Genomic DNA, 22,183 nt, shown 5'->3' on the forward strand with positions numbered 1-22,183 from the left:
ATGCCGACCGGCCGGTGGCGGAGGTCACCTCCGATGTGCGGTCAGGTCCGTGGCCTGCACTCCGCGCACCGGGCGGAGTCGCAGTCCCGGCAGGGCGGCGGGGCGTCGACGCAGACCTTGACGCTGTCGGAGTCGTTGGTCGGGTCGAGGTCCTTCTCGTTGCCCCCGGCGGTGGCGGTGTTGGTCTTCTCACCGGCCGTCGTGGCCTTGGCGCGGATCGTCAGCGTGGCCCTGCCGCCGCTGGGCAGTGGGCCCACCGCCCACGTCCCGGTCGCCGGGTTGTAGGCGCCGGTCGAGGGCGTCGCCGAGAGGAAGGACAGCCCCGTCGGCAGTACGTCCTCGACGGTGACGCCGGTGGCGTCATTGGGGCCCGCGTTGCGGACGGCGAGGCGGTAGGTGACGGTCTGCCCGACGGTGGTCCGGGTCAGGTCGGCGGACTTGATCACGCTCAGGTCGACGGCGGGGTTGACCTTGGTGGCCACCTCGCCCGTGGTGGAGGTCAGCGGCTCCGGGGTGGTGCCGAGGCGGTTCTCGTAGCCGACGGTGCCCTGGTTGACGATCTGCCTGCCCGCGGCCGCCCGGTCGACCCGCACCCGGAACTCGACCGTGGTGCCGTTGGGCAGGTCGGCGGTGTTGGGCAGCCTGCCCCCGGCGGAGCCGGTCGCGCCGTTGCCCAGCGTGAAGGACACCTCGCCGGTCGCGGGGGCGAAGGCGCCCTGGTCGTCGCCCGGCGCGTCGGTCTTGATCCCGGTGTTGGGGCCGTCCACGACACGCAGCGAGCCGGGCACGTAGGAGGTCCCGGCCGGGACGGTGTCGGTGAGCCGGACGTTCTCCGCGGGCGCGCCGCCCTCGTTCCTGGCGGTCAGCCGGTAGGTGACCACGTCTCCGACGTCCACCGGGCCGTCGGGGATCGCGGCCTTGGTGACGATGACACAGGGCGCGGTGCCGAAGAAGACGTCGTCCAGGAAGTTGCCGATGCCGCGGTTGCCCCCGGCGGCCGACAGGGAGGTGAAGGCGAACCTGGTGACCGTCTGGCCGGCGGGCACCGTGTAGGTGCCGGTGTAGGTGCCCCAGGCCGAGGCCCCGTCGGACACGGTCTGCTGCCGGACCGGCGAGCCGGGCGCGCCGATGTCCAGCGCCATCGTGTCGGCGCCCAGGCGGCCGCGGTGCGCCAGCCGCCAGTACAGCGTCGTGCCCGGGGTGGTCGGGTGGTCCTGGTAGAGGGTCGAGACCTGGTTGGCGTTCAGCTCGGCGAACTGCTTGCCCTCCGCGGTCGTGGCGTTGGTCGGGTTGGGCGGACCGGTCCAGAGCTCGATCTGGTGGTCGGTGGCGGTCGTCACCCAGCCCGGCACGCCGTTCTGCGAGGCGTCGGGGAAGAAACCGACCGCGCCGCCGGTGACGGCGGGCCGCTCGAAGCCGCCGTTGACCAGCGCCACCTGCTGCGGGCAGGAGGACGGGGTCGGCGCGGCTCGCGGGATCGCCCTGACCGGGGCGCCGGTCCGTGCGGCCTCGGCCGGGGCCGTGCTGAACAGCGTCAGCGGTCCGGTGATCATCGCCAGTGCCGCGACCGGGTAACACATCCGTCGGATGTGCCTCATCATCGACGTCCTTTCGTGTGGTGACGGACTGCTTTCGTCCACCGCGCCGGGAGAGACCGGCGCCGGTGCCGCAGGGCAGACTCGCCTGACGGGCCGGTCGGCGGCGCGCGACACGAGCGCGCGTTTCAACGCTTGGCGGGACGTTGACCTGTGCGGACGCGGCATGGGGGGATCCGGACCGAAAACCGGCCATGACGAGGCGCGCCCCGAGAGGCGTCGAGAGAGGCCGTGCACCGGCCGCCGGGGCCGATCGGCGGGCGACCGGCCCCGGCGGGGCGGGGCGCCCCCGGGAGCCGTCGGGGCGGGAACCGGTGGGCGGAGCGGCCGGTTGGCCGGGGAACGCGTGTCAGCGGGGCCCGAGGTAGGCGATGACGGCCGCCACCCGGCGGTGGGTGTCGGGGCTGTTCTCCAGCGCCAGCTTCATGAAGATCGAGTTCACGTGCTTCTCGATCGCGGATACCGACAGGTGCAGGGCGCGGGCGATGCCGCCGTTGGACAGCCCGTGCGCCATCTCCCTGAGCACGTCCAGCTCGCGGGGCGTCAGCTCGGCGGGCGGGGGCACGTCCCTGACACCGCGCTTGGCCAGCAGGCCCTCCACGACCTTGGGATCGATCACCGATCCGCCCGTGGAGACCGAGCGGATCGCCCCCAGCAGTTCGTCGATGTCGCCGACCCGGTCCTTGAGGAGGTAGGCCCTGCCCTCGGTGCCGTCCCTGAACAGGTCCAGCGCGAACAGCGCGTCGGAGAACTGGGAGAGCACCACCACCCCGATGTCCCGCGAGGCCGCCCTGATCCGGTGCGCGGCGTCTATGCCCTCCATGCCCGCGCGGACGAGGTCGGCGGAACCGGGCATCCGGATGTCGGTCACCACCACGTCGGGCCGCAGCCGCCGGGCGGCGTCCAGCAACTCGTCGGCGGTCCCCACGGCCGCGACCACGCTGATCTCGCCGGAGGCCTCCAGGAGCCTGCGGGTGCCCTCGCGCACCAGGTAGTGGTCCTCTGCCAGGACGACGGTGAGCTCAGCCATGGGCCGTACGGTGCCGGAAGACGGTCATGGGGAGATCCTGCCCGCTGGACGGGCGCGCCGCATATGAGGCTGTCCGCACCTCTTTCCGGCGGGCGCCTCCCGAGGGCGTCCCTCCGGCGCCTTTCCGGCTCACGCCGCCTTTTCGGAAACCGCCCGGATGTTTTTCGGAAGGCCGGGAGATTCTGGAACCCCGGAAAAGCGGGACCGTTTTCCCGCTCTCCGTGAACTCTTTCGTGAACTCTTCCGGCGGAGTCTTTCCGTGGAGTTTCGCCGTGGAGTTTTTCGCGGGGTACGGCACGCCGCCCCCGGGACGCGAGAGGCCCCCGCCCTGTGACAGGACGGGAGCCTCCCCACCCGGATCCGCCCGGAGGCCCGGCCGTGGCGCGGCCTCCGGGAACGGGTCCTAACGCACGATGCCGGTCTTGGCCTTCTTCACGAAGTACCAGTGCTTGATGCCCAGGCGCTCGAGCTCGTCGCGGTTCAGGGTCTCCGCGCCGGTCGGCAGGTCGACCGTGTCGACACCGAGGTAGGCGGTGGCGGTGCCGCGCGTCTTCTTGCTCAGCTGTACGACCACGGAGATGCTCTCGCTGTCGCCGATCTGCAGGGCGCGCGGCGTGAGGCACCAGAAACCGTCGTCGTAGAGGCCGCACTCGCTGCCCTTGGGGGCGTACACCTTCGTCAGCTTCGAACCCTTGGGCAGCACGCCGCCGGTCCAGAACGAGTCGGCCAGGTAGGGGCCCTTGTTGGTGGCCTTGATGATATAGGTGATCTTTCCGCCGGCCTTGACCCGCTTCGGGGCCGACAGGTTGATGGTGAAGGAGGAGAAGGGATCGTCGGCCTTCGTGACGACCCCGGTCGGCGCCTTCGCGGAAGCGGCCGAGGCCGGTGCGGCGAGCAGCATCGTGCCGGCGAGCGGGGCGACCAGGGCCAGAGCGGCGATCCTGGAGATTGGGTGGAGCATCAAACGTCTCCCAGTTGAGGGGTACGAGGACGCTGCGGCGGTCCCCGTGAAAGTCCGCAGCGTTTTACCACAGCCAACTAGGAAAGTCGATTTTTTATCATTCGACACTATTTTCACAGACGACCCGGTGGTTACCGGACTCAGACGACGGTGCCGCTTCGGCCGGAGCGCCCCGGAGAACAGTGTCGGGGCGCCCGCGACCTGAGGGAACACGAGCCGAGGCGTCGCGGGATCGGGCTATCGCCGGATCCGGGTCTTGACCGTGACGAACTTCAGGTCCACGCCCGTGTCGATGCCGTGGATGTTCAGGGTGTCGATCCCGCCCGCGGGCACGTCGATCGACGCCGAGGCGAACCGGGCCGTCGCGGTGCCCCTGGCGCTGTTCCTGAGCCAGATCTTGACCTTGACGGCGACGGTCCTGCCGGGCCGCAGCCTGTCGAGCAGGCAGCCGACCTCGCGGCCGTCGGCCTCGCAGTAGGAGCCGGAGGGACCGGTGATCTGGACCCTGCGCGCCTGGCTGGGGACGTAGCCCCCGATGTAGGCGATGTCGGTGGACCACTGGCCGACGTTCTTGGTGTAGATCGTGTAGACGACCGTGTCGCCCGACCAGGCCACGCGCGGGTAGTGGACGTTGGTCCTCAGCGGGGAGAGCGGAGGAGTCGCGACGCTCGCGGTCCGCGGTGCCGCTGCGGCGGCGTTCGCGCTCTGGGTGACGAACAGAGTGCTTCCCGCCAGGGCGAGGGCGGCGAAGGCGGTCAGGTGCCGGCGCATTTCATGCTCCAATCGGAAATGTATTCCCCCGTTATGTGCTGATATCAGCATGGAGCGGCCGACTTGGAAACCTCTTGTGATTGACTGGGTCTCGCGGTTGACGGGTTCGCCTGACAATCAGCCGACAATGAGGTGGGCGTCGCCGAACTCGTGCCAGAGGTAGCCCTCGCCGAGCGCCTCGGCGTACGACCGCGACAGCAGGTCCTCCCCGGCGATCGCCGTCAGCATCATCAGGTGGGTGGAACGGGGCTCGTGCAGCCCCGTGATCAGGCCGTCGACCACCCTCACCCCGGTCGAGGGGGTGACGAGGTGGGAGGTCCAGCCCCGCGCCGGGCCGATCCGGCCCTCCGCCGGGGCGGCCGACTCCAGCGCCCGCACCACGGTCGTGCCCACCGCGATCACCCGTCCCCCCGATCCGCGGGTGAACTCCACCTGCCGCGCCGTGACCTCGGGCACCTCGAACCACTCCGGGTAGGGCGGCTCGTCCCTCTCCGGGGAGGCGACCCCGGTGTGCAGGGTGATCGGCACGACACCGATCCCGCGGGTCACCAGCCGGGTCACCAGCTCGGCGGTGAACGGCCGGCCGGCGCTGGGCATCTCCGCGCTGCCCGGCCGTGTCCCGAACACGGTCTGGTAACTCGACAGCGGCCAGTCCCGCTCCACGTAGGAGTAGTGGATCGGCACGCCGTACCGGCGCAGGTAGGCGGGGACGTCGCGGTCCAGCCTGGCCCGCCACAGCCGTGGCGTCTCCCGTGCCAGCAGGCGCAGCGTGGCCCCGCCGGGCAGCGGCAGCCACTCCCCGGGAGCGCAGCCCCGGTACGGCTCGCCCGCGCCGCCCGCCCCGGTCCCCGGACCGTCCCCCTTTCCCCGCCCCACCCCGGTCACCCTCGTGCCGGACCGGTTCCGCTTCACGTTCGCGCCACGGCGGCGCAGCTCGACCAGCCACGTCCCGTCCTCGCGCTCGGTCGAGAAGTGCACCGCGAGCCGGTCGAGCCGGACCGCGGCGGGGAGGGTCGCGGAGTCGTTGACGACGAGCAGGTCACCGGGGCGGAGCAGATCCGGCAGATCGGTGAACCCGTGGTGGCCTATCACCCCGGTGTCGCGGCGCGAGACCAGGAGCCGTATCCCGTCACGAGCCAGCCCCCGTGCCTCCGGTGGCTCGTGCGCCTCCGACTCGTGCGGGAGCACGAAGCCCGCCGGCACGCCGTCCGTCATCGATGCGCTCACGGACCCTCCTCCTTCTCCGGATCGACGGGACCTCCCGGACCCGTCCGGCCACCCTGTAAGCCGCCCTGTAAGCCGCCCTGTAAGCCGCCCTGTAAGCCACCGTGCAGGCCACCGTGCCGGTCGTCGCGCCCGTTCCGCCCGTTCACGGGTGGCCGACCCGCCCGCTCGCCGGGCGCTCGTCGATCAGCCGCCGGAGCGTGGGGACGACCGTCTCCGGTCCCGGGGCGGTCGCCGCCTCCTCGGCGCCGACCGCCGCGGTGAGCATCGCCGTGTTCATCTCGCCCGGGTCGACCCACCAGACCGCGACGGCCGGCTCCTCGACGGCCAGCACGCCGGACAGGCGCTCCAGGGCGGCCTTGGTCGCCCCGTAACCGCCCCAGCCCTCGTACGCCTCGACCGCCGCGTCCGAGGAGATGTTGACGATCGCGCCGCGCCGTTCCCTGAGTCCGGGCAGGGCGGCCTGGATCAGCGCCAGCGGTGCCAGCACGTTCGTCCCGAACAGCTCCTCCAGCGTGTCGAGCGGGTAGTCGGCGAGCGGGGGCAGTGGGACGGCGCCCAGCCCGGAGGCGTTGTTGACGAGCAGGTCCAGGCCTCCCGCGCGCCGTACGGCACGCGCCAGCCGCTCCCGGTGCGCCGGGTCGCGGACGTCCCCCGCCAGGGCGTCGGCGCCGAGTTCGTCCGCCACGGCTTCGAGCGCCCGCGCGCCCCGGGCGGTGAGGATGAGCCGCCAGCCGTCGGCGGCCAGCGAGCGGGCCAGCGCCAGGCCGAGCCCTCGGGATGCCCCGGTGATGAGTGCGGTCTTCGTCATGCCTCGACGCTAGGAACCGGGCGTCCGGAGCGCATCGGCCGTGGGGCCCGCCTCCGTCTGGGCTGATGGACCTAGGACCGATGGCGTAACGCGGCCGTTCGCCGCGGGCGCCTAGAGTTTTTCCGTGAGCGATGACCGGGACGCCGTCCTGCACGCGGTGAGCTCCGCCGTCCTGGCGGTGACCAGGCATCTGTCGGTCCGGGAGGTGCTGCAGGTCATCGTGCGCTCGGCGGGGCGGCTGCTGGACGCCCGTTACGCCGCGCTCGGCGTGCCCGACGACCAGGGGGCGTTCGCCGAGTTCGTCGCCGAGGGCATCTCCGAGGAGGAGTGGGAGGCGATCGGGCCGATGCCCCGCCAGCACGGCATGCTCGGCGCGATGCTGCGCGAGGGCGCGCCGGTCCGGCTGCCCGACATCCGCAGGGACCACCGGTTCGAGTACTGGCCCCGGGCCCACCCGGTGCTCAAGGACTTCCTCGGCGTGCCGATCCGCGACGGCGACCAGGTGCTCGGCATCATCTTCCTGTCCAACAAACGCTCGCCAGGCGGCTTCACCGAGGCCGACCAGAACCTGCTCACCATGTTCGCCGCGCACGCCGCGATCGCGCTCACCAACGCCCGTCTCTACGAGCGGGGCAGGGAACTGGCGCTGGTCGAGGAGCGCACCCGGATGGCCAGGGAGCTGCACGACGCGGTGACCCAGAAGCTGTTCTCGCTCAGGCTCACCGCCCAGGCGGCCTCCTCGCTGGTCACCCGTGATCCGGGGCGGGCGCTGCTGGAGATCGAACGGGTCGAGCGGCTGGCCGGGGAGGCGCTGGCCGAGCTCCGCGCGGTGATCGTGGAGCTCCGTCCCGCCGAGCTCGACCGGCACGGCCTGGCCGAGACGCTCCGCAAGCACGTCCGCCTGCTGGACCGGCTGCATCCTGCGTCGTTCACGTTCGAGGAGTCGCCGGTGTGCGAGCTCGAACCGGCGACCGAGGTGGCGGTCCTGCGGGTGGCCCAGGAGGCCCTGCACAACGCCTCCCGGCACTCGGCGGCGCGCACCGTCGGCGTGCGCCTTGGCTGCGAGGGGGGCACGGTGGTCCTGGAGGTGCGGGACGACGGGACGGGCTTCGACGTGGCCGCCGCCGCGGGCCGGGGGCTCGGCATCGCGTCGATGGAGGACAGGGCCCACGCCCTGGGCGGAAGCGTGAACGTCAGCTCGGGGCCGGGAGCGGGGACGCTGGTCCGGATGGAGGTGCCCGCGTGAGCGACGAGCGGATGATCCGGGTGCTCATCGCCGACGACCACCCGGTCGTCAGGCAGGGGCTGCGCACCTTCCTGGACCTGCAGGAGGATCTCGACGTGGTGGGGGAGGCGGCCGACGGCGCCGAGGCCGTCGAGCTGACGGAGTCCCTCGGTCCGGACGTGCTGCTGCTCGACCTGAAGATGCCCGTCCTGGACGGCCACGGCACGCTGCTCCGGCTCAGGGAGCGGGGCCTGTCGCCCCGAGTGCTGGTGCTGACCTCGGTCGCCGAACGGCGGGACGTCGCCCCCGCCATGCGGGCCGGGGCGGCCGGATTCCTCTACAAGGACGTCGGGCCCGTCGCGCTGGTCCAGGCGATCCGCGCGGTTCACGGCGGTCAGGTGCTGCTGGCCCCCGAGGCCGCCGAGGCCATGCTGTCCGGTCCCGCCCCCGCGCCCGCCGCGGCCGCCTCCGTGACGCCGCTCACCGAGCGGGAGCGCGAGGTGCTCGCGCTGATCGCCTCCGGCCGGTCCAACCGTGAGATCGCCAGGGAGCTGGCCGTGGCGGAGAAGACCGTGAAGACCCACGTCTCCAACGTGCTGATGAAGCTGGGCGTGCAGGACCGGACGCAGGCGGCCCTCTACGCGGTCCGGCACGGCCTGGCCTGAGTTCCGAGACGGCTCGGGCCTCGTGCGGGCCGTGCGCCGCTCACCGGCGCCGGTCCGGTCCGCGTCACCGCTCGCCGTACCGGCGCAGCGGGGGCTGTCACACGGGTGCCCCGATGATGGCGGCCGGGGCTGTCGCATCAGCCGGTGCCCCGATGGCGGCGGCCGGGGTTGTCGCATCAGCCGGTGCCATGGAGTGGGCGGATGGGCTGGGAGACGGTGTGGTGGGCGGCGGGGTCAGACGAGTTCGGAGATGGCGTGGTGGGCGGCCACGCGGGCCCGCCGTACCGCGCGGTCCAGGGCACGCAGCGCCTGGCTCCGGGCGGCGACCTGGCCGGAGGTGAGTCCCCGGTCGTCGGCGATCTGGAGCACCGTGGTGAGCCGGGCGGCCAGGGCGGCGACCCGGTGGGCACGGGCCGGATAGCCGGGGGCCAGGCCGTCGTCCATGGCCGTGACCCGCCGGTGCCCCTGGGCGGGACCCTCGACGCCGAGCAGGGCGTCGGTCGTCTCGCGCATGGCGACGGTCAGGGCGTGCTCGGCCTCGGCGAGGGAGGGGATGTCGGGTACGTTGGCACTGGCCTCCAGTACGGTCCAGCGCACCCCGGCGTACGATGAGCCGCGGCGGTCCCGTATCGGGACCATGCCCAGGCATCTGCCGGGAAACACGGCTATCGCCGCCTGCCCGGCCTCGATCGCCGCGGAGTTGAAGGAGGGCGGTCCGGTGAGTCCGAGCGGGTCGCCCGCGACGGGGAGCGCGAGGCGCAGCGACCGCATGCCCTCGACCCGCAGGTCGGCGAGAAAACCGCGCAGGGGAGCGTCGCCCGTCTCACCGGCGACGAGTTGGGGGCCTGCCTGTCGCTCGACGCGGTCGGCGGCCTCGTCGAGGCCGACCTGTCCGGCGAGCCAGGCGTTGCCCCAGCAGACCAGGGTGGCCGAGATCCGTGAATCAGGGTGCACCGATCCACGATATGCGCTTGTCCTGCAATAGGTTTTGTTCCAGTGACTCTCAAGGAGGCGTTAGGGATGGGCGGTCAGGTGCTTCGGCTACAGGACGTCACCGTCCGCAGGGACGGGGCGGCCCTGCTGCGGGACATCGACTGGACCGTTCACGAGGACGAGCGATGGGTCGTCATCGGTCCCAACGGCGCGGGGAAGACGACGCTGCTGCAGGTCCTCGGGGCGATGCTGTTCCCCGCCGAGGGCGTCGTCGAGATCCTGGGCGAGCGGCTCGGCCAGAGTGACGTGTTCGACCTGCGACCCCGCATCGGCCTCGCGAGCGCCGCGCTCGCCGAGAAGGTTCCGCCGGAGGAGAAGGTCATCGACCTGGTGCTCACCGCCTCCTACGCGATTCTCGGCCGCTGGACCGAGGAGTACGACTCCAACGACGTCACCCGGGCCGTCGAGCTGATCGACCAGCTCGGCTGCGCCCACCTGATCCGCCGCCGGTTCAACACCCTGTCCGAGGGGGAGCGCAAGAGGGTGCAGATCGCCAGGGCCCTCATGCCGGACCCCGAGCTGCTGCTGCTGGACGAGCCCGCCGCGGGCCTGGACCTGGGCGGCAGGGAGGACCTGGTCCGCCGCCTGTCGGCGTTCGCCCACGACCCGAAGGCGCCGACGATGGTGCTGGTCACCCACCACGTGGAGGAGGTGCCCAGCGGGTTCACCCACGCGCTGCTGCTCCGGCACGGCTCGGTGGTCGTCCAGGGGCCCATCGAGCAGGTGATGACCGCCGAGAACCTTTCGCACACGTTCGGCGTACCGCTCAGCCTGGAACGCGGCCGCGACGGCCGCTGGTACGCCCGCGCGCACCAGTTCTGAGCCTGTTTACGCTGTTCAAGGGTCGGTAACGAGAAAAACACATACCATTTCCGAACGAGAGAGATCCACTTGACTCGACCGTCCGGGGTGGCTCATGCAGTTGTTACTCGTCGCGCTCGTCGTGGTGGTCTTCGTTGGATTCGTCCTTTTCAAGGCGGTCCACATCGTTCCGCAGGCCACCGCGGGGGTCGTGGAGCGTCTGGGGCGCTACCACCGGACGCTCACCCCCGGGCCGAGCCTCGTGGTTCCCTTCGTCGACCGGCTCAAGCGGACGGTGGACCTGCGTGAGCAGGTCGTCTCCTTTCCCCCGCAGTCGGTGGTCACCTCGGACAACCTCGTCGTCTCCGTCGACACGGTCGTCTACCTCCAGGTCGCCGACCCGCAGGCGGCGATCTACGAGATCGCCGACTTCCTCGTCGGGGTCGAGCAGCTCACCGTGACCACGCTGCGCAACGTGATCGGCGGCATGGGCCTGGAACAGGTGCTGGTCTCACGCGAGGAGATCAACACCGAGCTGCGCGAGGCGCTCGACGGCGCGGGCAGCTGGGGGCTCCAGATCAACCGGGTCAGGCTCAAGGAGGTCCGGCCGCCGGCCGCCATCCAGGAGTCCATAGAGCGTCAGATGCGCGCCGACCGCGACAAGCGGGCCGCCGTACTGGAGGCGGAGGGGCGCAAGCAGGCGGCCATCCTCACCGCCGAGGGGCACAAACAGGCCACGGTGCTCAAGGCGCGCGGTGAGGCGGAGGCCGTGGTGCTCAGGGCGCAGGCCGACGCGGAGGCCAAGGCGATGCGGGCCAAGGGCGAGGCGGACGCGATCGGCATGGTCTTCCGCGCGATCCACGAGGGCAGGCCCGACCAGCGGCTGCTGGCCTACCAGTACCTCAGGACCCTGCCGGAGATCGCCAGGGGCGACGCCAACAAGGTGTGGATCGTTCCATCCGAGATGACCAAGGCGATGGAAAGTCTCGGTGGCCTGTTCGGCGGCAGGGAGACCCCCGCCGCCGGCGGGCCGCCGGCGTCCTCCTAGCATCCGGTGAGTGCCGTGCACCGTTCACGGGCGCGAGCAGCCGGAGGCAGGGGAGGGGCATGACGCCGTGGGAGGCGGTCGCGATCTTCGCGGCCGGAGTCGGGGCCGGGGGCATCAACGCCGTCGTCGGCTCGGGGTCGCTGATCACGTTTCCGACGATGGTCGCGATGGGGATGCCACCGATCGTCGCCAACGTCTCCAACAACATCGGGCTGGTACCGGGGTCGTTCACCAGTGTGCTCGGCTACCGCGCGGAGCTGAAGGGGCAGCGTGAGCGGCTGATGCGGCTGGGGACGGCCTCCGTCCTGGGCTCGCTGGTCGGCGGTGTGCTGCTGCTCTTCCTGCCCGCCAGCACGTTCGACATGGTGGTGCCGGTTCTGATCGGCATGTCGTGCGTGCTGGTGGTGGTCCAGCCGAAACTCAACAGGTGGCTGAGCGCCCGGCGGAAGGACGTCCACCCGAACGGCGGCCCCTGGCTGTGGCTCGGGGTCCTCGCGGCGGGGATCTACGGCGGCTACTTCGGCGCGGCCCAGGGGGTGCTGCTCATCGGGCTGCTCGGCAGCGTCCTCGACGAGGACCTCCAGCGCGTCAACGCCGCCAAGAACGTGCTCGCGCTGCTGGTCAACGGCGCCGCGGCGGTGCTGTTCGTCTTCGTCGCCGAGGTCGACTGGCGCGGGGTCGCGCTCGTCGCACTGGGGGCCGCGATCGGCGGCTTTTTCGGCGCGCGGGTCGGCCGGCGGCTGCCCGCGCCGGTGCTGCGGGGGGTCGTCGTCTGCGTGGGCGTCGTGGCGATAGTCAAACTGGTGTACGCCTAGATTCCCCGAGTTTTGGGCATAAATCAGGTATGAAGGGCGACAAGGTAGAGATCGTCATTGATGCGGGCGACAGCTCGCGGACCTACGAAGTCGTCGCCACCAGGGCGGGCCGCCGGGTCGAGGTGGCCAACCGCCGCGGTGGCGTGGTCGAGGTGAGCGAGGTCACCCGGAGCGGTACGGCGGTGCGCACCGCCCGCTTCATGTCCAGCCGGATCCTCGCCCTGGTCGAGCACCCCGCCGACGGCAGACCCGACTGAGCCCGCCGGGCCCGCCACGGCCGGGATCTCCCGTGCCCCGGCGGGTCAGGTCAGGGCGGGGCGGACCTGGAGCACGCCGTCGCGGCGGATCCGGGTCTCGAAGTAGGGCTGCGGGGCGGTGGCGGGACCGTGCGCGACCGTCCCGTCCGACAGCCGGAAGGTGCTGCCGTGCCACGGGCACACCACGCAGGTGGTGCCCCTGTCGGACACCAGCTGCCCCTGGTGCAGCGGCCCGGCCAGGTGGGAGCAGTGGTCGGCGAGCACCGTGACCCCTTCGCCGATCCTCAGCACGAACAGGTCGATGTAGCCCAGGCGCCTGGCCACGGGGCGTCCCTCCGGCAGGTCCTTGATGTCGCACAGGTCGTGCCAGCCCAGCGGGACCAGGTGGCTGACGGACTCGGCGTGGTTGGCCCCGGCCGCCTGCCGGTAGGCCAGGTGCCCCCCGAGGTAGCCTCCCGCGCTCGCGGCCCCCAGGCCCGCGAACGCCAGCAGCCTGCCGCGCCGGTCGTTCCCGGCGAGCCTGAGGGCCAGAGAACCGGCGTACAGCCCCAGGGCGGTGATGTTGGCGATCGCGTGCACGAACCCGACCCGCTGCTGCTCCCGGTGGAGCGCGGACCAGTCGGTGATTCCGGCGGCGGCCGCCGGAATCGCCCCCGCGATGCCCGTCGCGAGCACCGCGCGCGTCGCGCGGGGATCGGCGCCGGCCAGGTCGAGCACCGCGGTCGCCAGCCAGCAGCCCAGGCTGAGGTCGGTGAGCGGTGGGTGAAGTGGTTTGCCGGTGGGCACCCCGTGCAGCAGGTCGCGCAGCCATCCCGGACCGATGCGCCGGCGTACCGCCTTGGCCAGCACCCGGATCGGTCTGTCCATCCGGTCTGACTGTTCGATTCGGCCGGCGACGTTGACCGGGGGTACGAGATGCCTGAAGCTTCGGCGCTTCGTTTTGACTGTTTCCTTCACGATCGCCCCCTCTCAACCCAGTAGGGACCTACCCGGGAACCATGTCATGCACGCGCCAGATGCCCCCTGCTGACCGACAGCTCGATGATCTCGGTGGCGTAGGAGCCGAGCGTCGGCGACCCCTCCTCGATGATCTTCACCTTCTCCAGCACCTGCTCCGCCGTCACCTTGTACAGCGACCAGGTGCCGCCCTCGTTGTGGTGGTTGGCCATGATCGGCGCGATCCTGTCGAGGGCCTTGGCGAACCGGGCCTCGGGGGTCTTGCGCTCCTCGAACTCGTCCCACAGCGCGCGCAGCCGCGCCGCCTGGTCCTCGGGGAGCAGCCCGAAGATCCGGTCGGCGGCCTTGCGCTCGATGCCGAGCTGCGCCTCGACGGCGCCCGCGTCGTAGATGAACGTGTCTCCGGCGTCGATCTCGACGATGTCGTGGACGAGCAGCATCGCGATGACCCTGTCCAGGTCGGTGCCCGGTGGTGCGTGCTCGGACAGGACCATCGCCAGCATGCCCACGTACCACGAGTGCTCGGCGTCGTTCTCCCGCCGGGATCCGTCCATGAGGGTGTTGCGACGGACGATGCGTCTGAGCTTGTCGATCTCCATGGCGAAGGTGAGCTGGGCGCGCAGGCGGTCCTGTTCTGGAGGGATGGTCACCTGCGCAAGCCTAATGCGCGCCGATCCCCGTTTTTCGAACGGCCGGGCAATCATGTGGGGCCCGGGGGAGGGTCACCGCGTCGAACACGGGATTTCCCGGAGGTTTTCCCAGAACAGTGGGGCCGGGGACGGCGGGCCGGGGTCTGACCCCGTAGGCGTGAGGCGGCCGGAAGAGGACGGGCACGGGGCGGATACGGGGCGCCTCGGGAGGAGCCGGGACAAGAGGAGGAGCCGGAACGAGGGAAGGAGCCGGGAGGAGAAGGGGAGCCGGGAGGAGAGGGGGAGCCGGGACGAGGGCGGGCATGGGAAGGGGCCCGCGCGTGCGCGGGCCCCGAGGAGGGGTCACGGTCCGCGCCGTGCCGTACGGCGCGGACCGTTCGGGCGTCACTGACCGATGCCGAGGCCCTGGGCGACGCCCTGGCCGAGGTCCTTGTGGATGTTGGTCCAGTACTCCACGACGCGCTTCTTCGTCTCGGCCGTCACCTCGGGGGCCGAGGCGTGGCCGACGACGTTGCTCACCAGGTGGGAGCGGTCGGTGTCGGACAGGACGTTCTCCCACAGGGCGCGCGGCTGGACGTAGTCGTCGTCCTCGCGGTGCAGGGTGTAGGCGGAACGGATGATCTCACCGGTCACGTGGTAGTCCTCGCCCTTGAACAGCGACGGGTCGGCGGCGGGACCGCCGACCGTGTTCGGGGCGTAGACCGGGTCGGCGGGGTTGACGAAGGCCATCTGGCCGTCCTTGTTGTAGCTGTGGACGGGCGACAGCGGCCGGTTGATCGGCAGGTGCAGGTAGTTGGCGCCGATGCGGTAGCGGTGGGCGTCGGGGTAGGAGAACAGCCGGCCCTGGAGCATCTTGTCCGGGGACGGGCCGATGCCGGGCACCAGGTTGGCGGGCTCGAAGCCCGACTGCTCGACCTCGGCGAAGTAGTTCTCCGGGTTCCGGTTCAGGACGAACTTGCCGATCGTGATCTCGGGGTAGTCGGCGTGCGGCCACACCTTGGTCAGGTCGAACGGGTTGAAGCGATAGTCCGCGGCCTCCTCGAACGGCATGATCTGCACGTTCACCGTCCAGGACGGGTGGTCGCCGTTCTTGATCGCGGTGTGCAGGTCGCGGATGTGGTAGTCCGCATCCTGCGCGGCGAGGGCGCCCGCCTCGGAGTCGGTGAGGTTCTTGATGCCCTGGTCGGTCTTGAAGTGGTACTTGATCCAGAACTTCTCACCGGCCGCGTTGTACCACAGGAAGGTGTGCGAGCCGAAGCCGTGTACGTGGCGCCAGGAGGCCGGGGTGCCGCGGTCGGTCATCAGGAAGGTGACCTGGTGGGCGGTCTCGGGAGAGAGTGTCCAGAAGTCCCACTGCATGTTGTGGTCGCGGAGGTTGGTGTCCGCGCGGCGCTTCTGGCTGTGGATGAAGTCGGAGAACTTCTGTGGGTCACGGATGAAGAAGATCGGCGTGTTGTTGCCGACGATGTCGTAGTTGCCCTCTTCGGTGTAGAACTTGATCGCGAAGCCGCGCGGGTCACGCCCCGTGTCGGCGCTGCCGAGCTCGCCGGCGACCGAGGAGAAGCGCAGGAAGAGCGGGGTCTCCTTGCCCTTCTGGAAGAGCCCGGCCTTGGTGAACTGGCTGACGTCCTCGGTGATCTGGAGGATGCCGTGCGCGCCACCGCCCTTGGCGTGGACCACCCGCTCGGGCACGCGCTCCCGGTTGAAGTGAGCCATCTTCTGGATCAGGTAGTGGTCCTGCAGCAGCAGGGGCCCGTTCGGTCCGACCGACTGGGAGTGCTCGTCACTGGGGGCGGGGATGCCGGCATCGGTCGTGGTTATGGGCCTGGTGCTCATAATCGGTCCTCCGGGGTTCTCTTCATCGAGCGTCTTCGGAACGACAATCAGGACACACGCCCCAGTAGATGACGTCCGCCTCGTCGACCAGGTATCCGGCGTCCGAGACGGGGTCGAGGCATGGGGCGTGTCCAACGGCGCAATCAACGTCGGTGACCCTTCCGCACCGCCGGCAGACGAGGTGGTGATGGTTGTCCCCCACCCGTGTCTCGTATCGGGCGGGGCTGCCCGCGGGTTCGATCCGCCTGAGCAGTCCGCCTCGGTGCAGTGCGTTCAGAGAGTCGTAGACGGCTTGCAGGGAGACGTGGCCGACCCGTTTCAGCACACCGCGATGGACGGCGTCCACATCCAGGTGGTCGCCTTCCCGAACGGTCTGCATGATCGCCAGCCGTGCCGCGGTCACCCGCAGTCCCGCCCGGCGGAGCCGAACCTCGTCCTCCACAAATCACACGCTATGTGGCAAATCTGAACGATTCAAGTATTTGAGGCATTCAGTTCTTGGTGTCGGCTTCCGCGGCCGGGCTGTTCCCCGTATCGCGGGTGGGATGGCATCCTCGGATAGCGATGAACACGCATATCCCCCGCCGCCTCGTCGTGGCCGCGATCGTTACCGCCTCAGCCCTCCTTGGCGCGGCCTGCTCGGCTGCCGAGTCCGCCGCCCCCGCCTCCCCGGACGTCGTCGAGAAACCGACCACCTCGACCTCGGCGGGATCCCCCTCGAAGGCCGCCCCCGAGCGCAGGCCGTACACCATCTCCTTCGGCGGTGACGTGCACTTCGAAGGGGTGCTGCGCACCAGGCTCAACGCCGACCCGAAGACCGCGCTCGGCCCGATCGCCAAGGTGCTCAGCCGTTCGGACATCGCGATGGTGAACCTGGAGACCGCGATCACCACCGGCGGCACCCCGGCCCCGGGCAAGCAGTACACCTTCCGGGCTCCGGCGACCGCGCTGACCGCGCTGAAGGCGGCCGGGGTCGACGTCGCCTCCATGGCCAACAACCACGGCATGGACTACATGCAGGGAGGGCTGACCGACTCCCTGGCCGCGATCAAACGCTCGAGGTTCCCCGTCGTGGGGGTGGGCGCGAACGCGGACGAGGCCTACAAGCCGTGGCGGACGACGGTGAACGGCAACCGCGTCGCCGTCATCGGCGCCACCCAGGTGCTCGACGCCGAGTTCATCCAGTCGTGGACGGCCACCCCCACCAAGGGCGGCCTGGCCTCCGCCAAGAACGAGGCCCGGCTGCTGCAGGAGGTGCGCAGGGCCCGTAAGAACTCCGACACGGTGATCGTCCACCTGCACTGGGGCACCGAACTGCAGAAGTGTCCCAACGAGGCCCAGCGCGCGCTGGCGCCCAGGCTGATCGAGGCGGGCGCCGACGTCGTCGTCGGCGGCCACGCGCACATCCTGCTCGGCAGCGGCTACCTCGGCGACGGCTACGTCAACTACGGCATGGGCAACTTCGTCTTCTACAACTGGGGTCCGGAGACCGGCAGGACCGGCGTGCTCACCCTGACGATCAACGGGCGCAAGGTGCTCAAGGACCAGTGGACCCCGGCCAGCATCCAGGGCGGCGTGCCGGTCCCGCTCACCGGGGCGGCCGGCAGGCAGGCCGTGACGGGCTGGAAGGCGCTGCGCGGGTGCGCGGGACTGGCGGCGACCTCGAGCTGACCCCGGGCTGACACCGAGCTGACACCGGGCTAACGCCGGGCTGACACCCGCCGGGCCGGTAGCGCCGGGCGGCCGGGGAACATGGGCCGGGAAAATCACACGATTGGCGGCGAGAGACTGACCGGGAGGGTGTCGGGCGGGCAATATGGTGGCGTGACCATGCCTGCCGAGGAGCCCTGCGAAGCTTCGCTGCGGCGTCAGCCCACCCAGCGGCGGAGCGCGCGCCGCGTCGAGAGGATGCTTGACGCCTGTGCCGACCTGCTGGACGAGATCGGTTACGAGGCTCTGTCGACCACCCGGATCGCCGAGCGCGCCGGTGTCGCGATCGGCTCGATCTACCAGTTCTTCCCCGACAAGCGGGCCATCGCCCAGGCGGTGACCAGGCGCCACGTGGAGCAGTTCGTCTCCCGGGTCGGGCGGCGGTTCCTGTCCGAGGACTACGAGGGCTGGTGGGACGCGGTCGACGCGATCATCGACGAGTACGTCGACATGCACAGGACCGTTCCAGGATTCCGTGTCCTGCACTTCGGCGACGTGGTCGGCTTCGATCTGCTCGACGGGGTCTCCGACAACAACACGGTGATCGCGGGCAGGCTGCGCGGGCTCCTGCTCCAGGAGTACGGCCTGGCCGACAGCGAGGAACTGGACCTGGCCATCCTCGTCGCGGTCGAGGCGGGTGACGCGGTGCTCAAGCTGGCCTTCCGGCGCGACCCCGGAGGGGCGCCGGAGATCGTGGCCGAGGCGAAACGCCTGGTCAGGGGTTATCTCAACCGTCAGTTCTCCGGGGCCTCCGTCTGAGACCCCCGATCCCGCCGGGACTGCGGCCAGGAGGGGCCGGAGACCTCCGAGCCCTCGACGCCCTGCCCGGGGGCGGAGGAGGCCCCCTGGGGAGCCGGCACGCACCCGGAGGCGCCGATCCGCTCCTGGCGGTCCCGGTGCCTGCGCCTGTGCTCGTGGGCGGCGCTCTGGGAACGTTCCCCGTCCCCGTCCTGGACGAGCCCGTCCTGTCGCGGGGCGGCGAGCGGTGCGCGTCCGCCGGAGACGGGATCGCGCGGCTCGGGCTCGCCCGCGGGGAGACCGGTGGGCGCGGGGACGAGCGCGGCGGTCCTGGAGTCCCGCCGCTGCCTCGGCGGGGACTGCGGTGCGATGTCGCAGGGGACCGTGCCCGGCACGGCGATCGTCTCGCCCTCGCCCCCGCCCTCGTTGTCGTCCTGATCCGCTTCCAGGCCCGGCGGGACGAGCCGTTCCTGACGTATCCGGGTCTCCAGCGAGACGAGTTCGCGGTGTGCCCGCTCGACGGCGTCCATCTTGGCGGAGAGGTAACCGGCGCACCCCGGCACGATCACCGAGAGTCCCACCAGGAAGGTCAGAGTGAAGGTCGTCTGCTTGGACATGCCCATCGCAGCCCTCCAAACATAACGCTCCACGAGCAGGAGACGCCTGCCATATGCCCGCTTTCCTGGCGAAACACGCGCTTCGGAGTCAATCGTTTACATGCGGTTGCGCAAGGAATACCTGCCGTTGTGCGGACGAAACCGAGCGGCGCTCGCTACTCTCGCGATGTGGCGCATGTGACACGTGAGCAACTGGATCGGTTGCTTGAACAGGCACTTTTGGCCGACGATCACGGAGACCTCGCCCGGCGGTTGGAAGCGCTGGCCGAGGCCTACGTGTCCGGTGACATCTCGCGGGCCGCGATCCTCGTGCTCGCCGCGGAGGAATGGCGGCAGGCGGGACAGCCCGCCTACGCCCTCGACTGCTTCCAGCGGGCGATCGACGACGGCGGCGAGGTGGGGGTCGATCCGAGAGCCGGGATCGCCGACACCCTCTTCGAGCTGGAGCAGCCGGAGGAGGCGCGGCGGGTGATCGAGGCGATCGCCGCCGGCGACGTCACCCCGGCGACGGCACTCCTGCTGACCGAGACCCTCGTCGCCTACGGCGATCTGCGGCAGGCCCACCTGTGGGCCACCGAGGGGGCCCACAGGGCGGCCAAGGACAGCGGGGAGCACACCGCCCTGCTCCGGGCCCGCTATCGGATCAGGGTGGATCTGGGGCTCCCCGAGGACGAGCTCGACGCGCTGCTCGACGCGACGCACTGACGGCAGGGGCCGTGTCCGCCGGGAGCCGCCTTCGGCGAACCCTCCGTAGAACACGGCCCTCGGGACCGGGCGGCGGGCCGGAGCGGTGCGCCCGGCCCGGCACCGGTCAGTCCCGCGGCGCGGGGCCGATCACCAGGGTGTCGCTCGCCTCGTCCACGTCGACCAGGACCTCGTCGCCGTCCTGCACCTCGCCGGAGAGCACCTCCTTGGCCAGCTTGTCGCCGATCGCGGACTGGACCAGGCGGCGCAGCGGGCGGGCGCCGTACAGGGGGTCGTAGCCGGTCAGCGCCAGCCAGTCGCGCGCCGCGGGGGTCACGGTCAGCGTCAGCCTGCGATCGGCCAGCCGCCTGGCCAGGTGGTTCACCTGCAGGTCCACGATCCTGGACAGTTCCTCGGTGCCGAGCGCGTCGAACAGGATCACGTCGTCGAGACGGTTGAGGAACTCCGGCTTGAAGGAGCCCCTGACCGAGTCCATCACGGCCTTGCGCTGGGTCTCCCTGTCCAGGCTCGGATCCACGAGGAACTGCGAGCCGATGTTGGAGGTGAGGATCAGGATCACGTTGCGGAAGTCGACGGTCCTGCCCTGCCCGTCGGTGAGCCGCCCGTCGTCGAGCACCTGGAGCAGGATGTCGAAGACCTCGGGGTGGGCCTTCTCGACCTCGTCCAGCAGCACCACACTGTACGGCCTGCGCCGCACGGCCTCGGTGAGCTGGCCGCCCTCCTCGTAGCCGACGTAGCCGGGCGGGGCGCCCACGAGACGCGCCACGCTGTGCTTCTCGCCGTACTCGCTCATGTCGATGCGGACCATGGCCCGCTCGTCGTCGAACAGGAAGTCGGCCAGCGACTTGGCCAGCTCGGTCTTGCCGACGCCGGTGGGACCGAGGAACAGGAAGCCGCCGGTGGGCCGGTCGGGGTCGGAGATGCCCGCGCGGGCCCGCCGGACGGCGTCGGAGACCGCCTGGACGGCCTGCTTCTGGCCGATCAGGCGCCTGCCGAGCTCGTCCTCCATGCGCAGCAGCTTGGAACTCTCCCCCTCCAGCAGACGGCCGGCCGGGATGCCGGTCCACGAGGAGATGACATGGGCGATGTCGTCGGGGCCGACCTCCTCCTTGACCATCGGGTCCTCGGGCTGGGACGCCGCGGTCGCCTCGGCCAGCGCGGCCTCCAGCCTGGGCACGTCGGCGTACATCAGCCGGGAGGCGGCCTCGAAGTCGCCGTCGCGCTGCGCCCGCTCGGCGGCGCCGCGCACCTCGTCGAGCTGCTTCTTCAGGTCGCCGACCCGGTTGAGCCCGGCCTTCTCCCGCTCCCAGCGCCCGACCAGGCCGTTGAGCTCCTCCTGCCGGTCGGCGAGTTCCTTGCGGAGCCGCTCCAGGCGCTGGAGGCTGCTCTCGTCGGTCTCCTTGGCCAGCGCGAGCTCCTCCATCTTCATCCGGTCCACGTTCCGCTGGAGCTGGTCGATCTCGACCGGACGGGAGTCGATCTCCATGCGCAGCCGGGACGCCGCCTCGTCGACGAGGTCGATCGCCTTGTCCGGCAGGAACCTGGAGGTGATGTAGCGGTCGGACAGGGCCGCGGCGGAGACGAGCGCGCCGTCGGAGATCTGGACCTGGTGGTGCGCCTCGTAGCGGCCCTTGAGGCCGCGCAGGATCGCGATGGTGTCCTCGACCGTGGGCTCGCCGACGTAGACCTGCTGGAAGCGCCGCTCCAGCGCGGGGTCCTTCTCGATGCGCTCGCGGTACTCGTCGAGCGTCGTCGCGCCGATCATCCGCAGCTCGCCCCGGGCCAGCATGGGCTTGAGCATGTTGCCCGCGTCCATCGCGCCCTCGGCGGCGCCCGCGCCGACCATGGTGTGCAGCTCGTCGATGAAGGTGACGACCTGCCCGTCGCTCTCCTTGATCTCGCCGAGCACGGCCTTGAGCCGCTCCTCGAACTCGCCGCGGTACTTCGCCCCGGCGACCATCGCCCCCAGGTCCAGCGCCACCAGGCGCTTGTCGCGCAGGCTGGAGGGCACGTCGCCCGCCACGATCCGCTGGGCCAGGCCCTCGACCACGGCGGTCTTGCCGACGCCGGGCTCGCCGATGAGCACCGGGTTGTTCTTGGTCCTGCGGCTGAGCACCTGGATCACCCTGCGGATCTCCGAGTCACGGCCGATCACCGGGTCCAGCTTGCCCGCCCTGGCCCGCTCCGTCAGGTCGACGCCGTACTTCTCCAGCGCCTGGTAGGTGTCCTCCGGCGTCTCACTGGTCACCCTGGCGTGCCCGCGCACCTTCTCGAAGGCGTCGAGCAGCGCGCTCGGGGTGGCTCCGTTCGCCTTGAGCAGCTCGGCGATCGGGCCGCCGTCGGCGGCGAGGCCGACCAGCAGGTGCTCGGTCGAGACGTACTGGTCCTCAAGCTGGTTGGCGCGCTGGGCCGCGGTGTTCATCACCGTCAGGAGCTGCCGGGAGCTGGAGGGGGCGCCGACCGTGGCGCCCTGTGCCTTCGGCAGGGCCGCCAGCTGCTTCTCCGCCTCGGTGCGCAGCTTCTTCCAGTCGGCGCCGACGGCCTCGAGCAGGGGGACGGCGGTGCCCCCGGTCTGGGTGAGCAGTGAGGTGAACAGGTGGGCCGGGGCGACCTCGGGGTTGCCCTCCGCGGCGGCGCGCCTGATCGCGGAGGAGATCGCCTCCTGGCTCTTCTGGGTGAGCTTGTAGTCCATGCTTGTCTGCCTTGCTCCGTTCGGCGGCTACGGCGCCGGTGGCAGCCGGCGCGATGTGGTCCCCCCGGCCTTCGAGATGGAG

22 protein-coding genes are annotated in these 22,183 nt (G+C 70.9%); 9 read left to right on the forward strand and 13 right to left on the reverse strand.

Going from position 1 to position 22,183, the window contains the following annotated elements; all coding sequences use genetic code 11:
* Window positions 1-41: 41 nt before the first annotated feature.
* From AB0N02_RS23865 to AB0N02_RS23890, 6 genes are all read right to left on the reverse strand, one after another.
* Window positions 42-1,598, reverse strand: coding sequence for a hypothetical protein (locus tag AB0N02_RS23865; protein ID WP_363950353.1), 1,557 nt, complete (start codon window positions 1,596-1,598; stop codon window positions 42-44).
* A 346-nt stretch (window positions 1,599-1,944) separates the two neighbouring features.
* Window positions 1,945-2,625: a response regulator transcription factor gene (locus tag AB0N02_RS23870; protein ID WP_363950356.1), complete on the reverse strand. Its 681-nt coding sequence runs from the start codon at window positions 2,623-2,625 to the stop codon at window positions 1,945-1,947.
* Between the two features lie 403 nt (window positions 2,626-3,028).
* Window positions 3,029-3,586 carry a hypothetical protein gene (locus AB0N02_RS23875; protein WP_363950359.1) on the reverse strand — a complete coding sequence of 186 codons (558 nt, stop codon included), beginning with the start codon at window positions 3,584-3,586 and terminating at the stop codon, window positions 3,029-3,031.
* 237 nt (window positions 3,587-3,823) lie between these two features.
* The gene (locus AB0N02_RS23880; RefSeq protein ID WP_363950361.1) at window positions 3,824-4,357 is read right to left on the reverse strand and encodes a hypothetical protein; all 534 of its coding nucleotides are present in this window, start codon (window positions 4,355-4,357) and stop codon (window positions 3,824-3,826) included.
* Window positions 4,358-4,474: 117 nt separating this feature from the next.
* Window positions 4,475-5,584 carry an S-adenosylmethionine:tRNA ribosyltransferase-isomerase gene (locus AB0N02_RS23885; RefSeq protein WP_363950364.1) on the reverse strand — a complete coding sequence of 370 codons (1,110 nt, stop codon included), beginning with the start codon at window positions 5,582-5,584 and terminating at the stop codon, window positions 4,475-4,477.
* Between the two features lie 142 nt (window positions 5,585-5,726).
* Entirely contained in the window at window positions 5,727-6,392 is a 666-nt protein-coding gene (locus AB0N02_RS23890) for an SDR family oxidoreductase (RefSeq protein WP_363950367.1), read from the reverse strand.
* A gap of 124 nt (window positions 6,393-6,516) precedes the next feature.
* On the opposite strand from AB0N02_RS23890, the gene AB0N02_RS23895 reads away from it, so the two are divergent.
* Together AB0N02_RS23895 and AB0N02_RS23900 are read left to right on the forward strand one after the other, a co-directional pair.
* On the forward strand, window positions 6,517-7,638 hold the full coding sequence (locus AB0N02_RS23895) for a GAF domain-containing sensor histidine kinase (protein ID WP_363950370.1): 1,122 nt from the start codon (window positions 6,517-6,519) through the stop codon (window positions 7,636-7,638).
* A gap of 11 nt (window positions 7,639-7,649) precedes the next feature.
* Window positions 7,650-8,282 (forward strand): response regulator transcription factor, encoded by a 633-nt coding sequence (locus AB0N02_RS23900; protein WP_363950758.1) that lies wholly within the window; start codon window positions 7,650-7,652, stop codon window positions 8,280-8,282.
* A gap of 234 nt (window positions 8,283-8,516) precedes the next feature.
* On the opposite strand, the gene AB0N02_RS23905 is transcribed toward AB0N02_RS23900, so the two are convergent.
* The gene (locus tag AB0N02_RS23905) at window positions 8,517-9,236 is read right to left on the reverse strand and encodes a hypothetical protein (RefSeq protein WP_363950373.1); all 720 of its coding nucleotides are present in this window, start codon (window positions 9,234-9,236) and stop codon (window positions 8,517-8,519) included.
* 66 nt (window positions 9,237-9,302) lie between these two features.
* Between AB0N02_RS23905 and AB0N02_RS23910 the strand changes: the two genes are divergently transcribed.
* The 4 genes from AB0N02_RS23910 (at window position 9,303) to AB0N02_RS23925 (ending at window position 12,196) form a co-directional block, all read left to right on the forward strand.
* A complete protein-coding gene (locus AB0N02_RS23910; RefSeq protein WP_363950376.1) occupies window positions 9,303-10,097 on the forward strand; it encodes an ABC transporter ATP-binding protein in 795 nt (264 codons plus the stop codon).
* A 94-nt stretch (window positions 10,098-10,191) separates the two neighbouring features.
* Window positions 10,192-11,124: an SPFH domain-containing protein gene (locus AB0N02_RS23915; protein ID WP_363950379.1), complete on the forward strand. Its 933-nt coding sequence runs from the start codon at window positions 10,192-10,194 to the stop codon at window positions 11,122-11,124.
* Window positions 11,125-11,183: 59 nt separating this feature from the next.
* Window positions 11,184-11,939 (forward strand): sulfite exporter TauE/SafE family protein, encoded by a 756-nt coding sequence (locus AB0N02_RS23920; protein WP_363950381.1) that lies wholly within the window; start codon window positions 11,184-11,186, stop codon window positions 11,937-11,939.
* Between the two features lie 29 nt (window positions 11,940-11,968).
* On the forward strand, window positions 11,969-12,196 hold the full coding sequence (locus tag AB0N02_RS23925) for a hypothetical protein (protein WP_363950383.1): 228 nt from the start codon (window positions 11,969-11,971) through the stop codon (window positions 12,194-12,196).
* A 45-nt stretch (window positions 12,197-12,241) separates the two neighbouring features.
* Here the strand turns inward: AB0N02_RS23925 and AB0N02_RS23930 are convergent, their stop codons facing one another.
* The 4 genes from AB0N02_RS23930 to AB0N02_RS23945 all read right to left on the reverse strand — a co-directional run bounded on the left by AB0N02_RS23930 (window position 12,242) and on the right by AB0N02_RS23945 (window position 16,081).
* The gene (locus AB0N02_RS23930) at window positions 12,242-13,063 is read right to left on the reverse strand and encodes a Rieske (2Fe-2S) protein (protein ID WP_363950385.1); all 822 of its coding nucleotides are present in this window, start codon (window positions 13,061-13,063) and stop codon (window positions 12,242-12,244) included.
* A 134-nt stretch (window positions 13,064-13,197) separates the two neighbouring features.
* The gene (locus tag AB0N02_RS23935; RefSeq protein ID WP_363950761.1) at window positions 13,198-13,752 is read right to left on the reverse strand and encodes an HD domain-containing protein; all 555 of its coding nucleotides are present in this window, start codon (window positions 13,750-13,752) and stop codon (window positions 13,198-13,200) included.
* A 435-nt stretch (window positions 13,753-14,187) separates the two neighbouring features.
* A complete protein-coding gene (locus tag AB0N02_RS23940; RefSeq protein WP_363950387.1) occupies window positions 14,188-15,639 on the reverse strand; it encodes a catalase in 1,452 nt (483 codons plus the stop codon).
* Window positions 15,640-15,661: 22 nt separating this feature from the next.
* The gene (locus AB0N02_RS23945; protein ID WP_363950389.1) at window positions 15,662-16,081 is read right to left on the reverse strand and encodes a Fur family transcriptional regulator; all 420 of its coding nucleotides are present in this window, start codon (window positions 16,079-16,081) and stop codon (window positions 15,662-15,664) included.
* Window positions 16,082-16,203: 122 nt separating this feature from the next.
* On the opposite strand from AB0N02_RS23945, the gene AB0N02_RS23950 reads away from it, so the two are divergent.
* Entirely contained in the window at window positions 16,204-17,310 is a 1,107-nt protein-coding gene (locus AB0N02_RS23950; protein ID WP_363950390.1) for a CapA family protein, read from the forward strand.
* A gap of 159 nt (window positions 17,311-17,469) precedes the next feature.
* On the forward strand, window positions 17,470-18,108 hold the full coding sequence (locus AB0N02_RS23955; RefSeq protein WP_363950764.1) for a TetR family transcriptional regulator: 639 nt from the start codon (window positions 17,470-17,472) through the stop codon (window positions 18,106-18,108).
* Here the strand turns inward: AB0N02_RS23955 and AB0N02_RS23960 are convergent.
* Window positions 18,084-18,704 carry a hypothetical protein gene (locus AB0N02_RS23960; RefSeq protein ID WP_363950392.1) on the reverse strand — a complete coding sequence of 207 codons (621 nt, stop codon included), beginning with the start codon at window positions 18,702-18,704 and terminating at the stop codon, window positions 18,084-18,086. The genes AB0N02_RS23955 and AB0N02_RS23960 overlap by 25 nt on opposite strands.
* A gap of 168 nt (window positions 18,705-18,872) precedes the next feature.
* On the opposite strand from AB0N02_RS23960, the gene AB0N02_RS23965 reads away from it, so the two are divergent.
* Window positions 18,873-19,409, forward strand: coding sequence for a hypothetical protein (locus AB0N02_RS23965; RefSeq protein ID WP_363950394.1), 537 nt, complete (start codon window positions 18,873-18,875; stop codon window positions 19,407-19,409).
* A 106-nt stretch (window positions 19,410-19,515) separates the two neighbouring features.
* Here the strand turns inward: AB0N02_RS23965 and clpB are convergent, their stop codons facing one another.
* Window positions 19,516-22,101: an ATP-dependent chaperone ClpB gene (clpB, locus tag AB0N02_RS23970; protein WP_363950396.1), complete on the reverse strand. Its 2,586-nt coding sequence runs from the start codon at window positions 22,099-22,101 to the stop codon at window positions 19,516-19,518.
* Between the last annotated feature and the right edge of the window lie 82 nt (window positions 22,102-22,183).

The organism is Streptosporangium sp. NPDC051022 (assembly GCF_040683035.1).
Taxonomy (GTDB): domain Bacteria; phylum Actinomycetota; class Actinomycetes; order Streptosporangiales; family Streptosporangiaceae; genus Streptosporangium.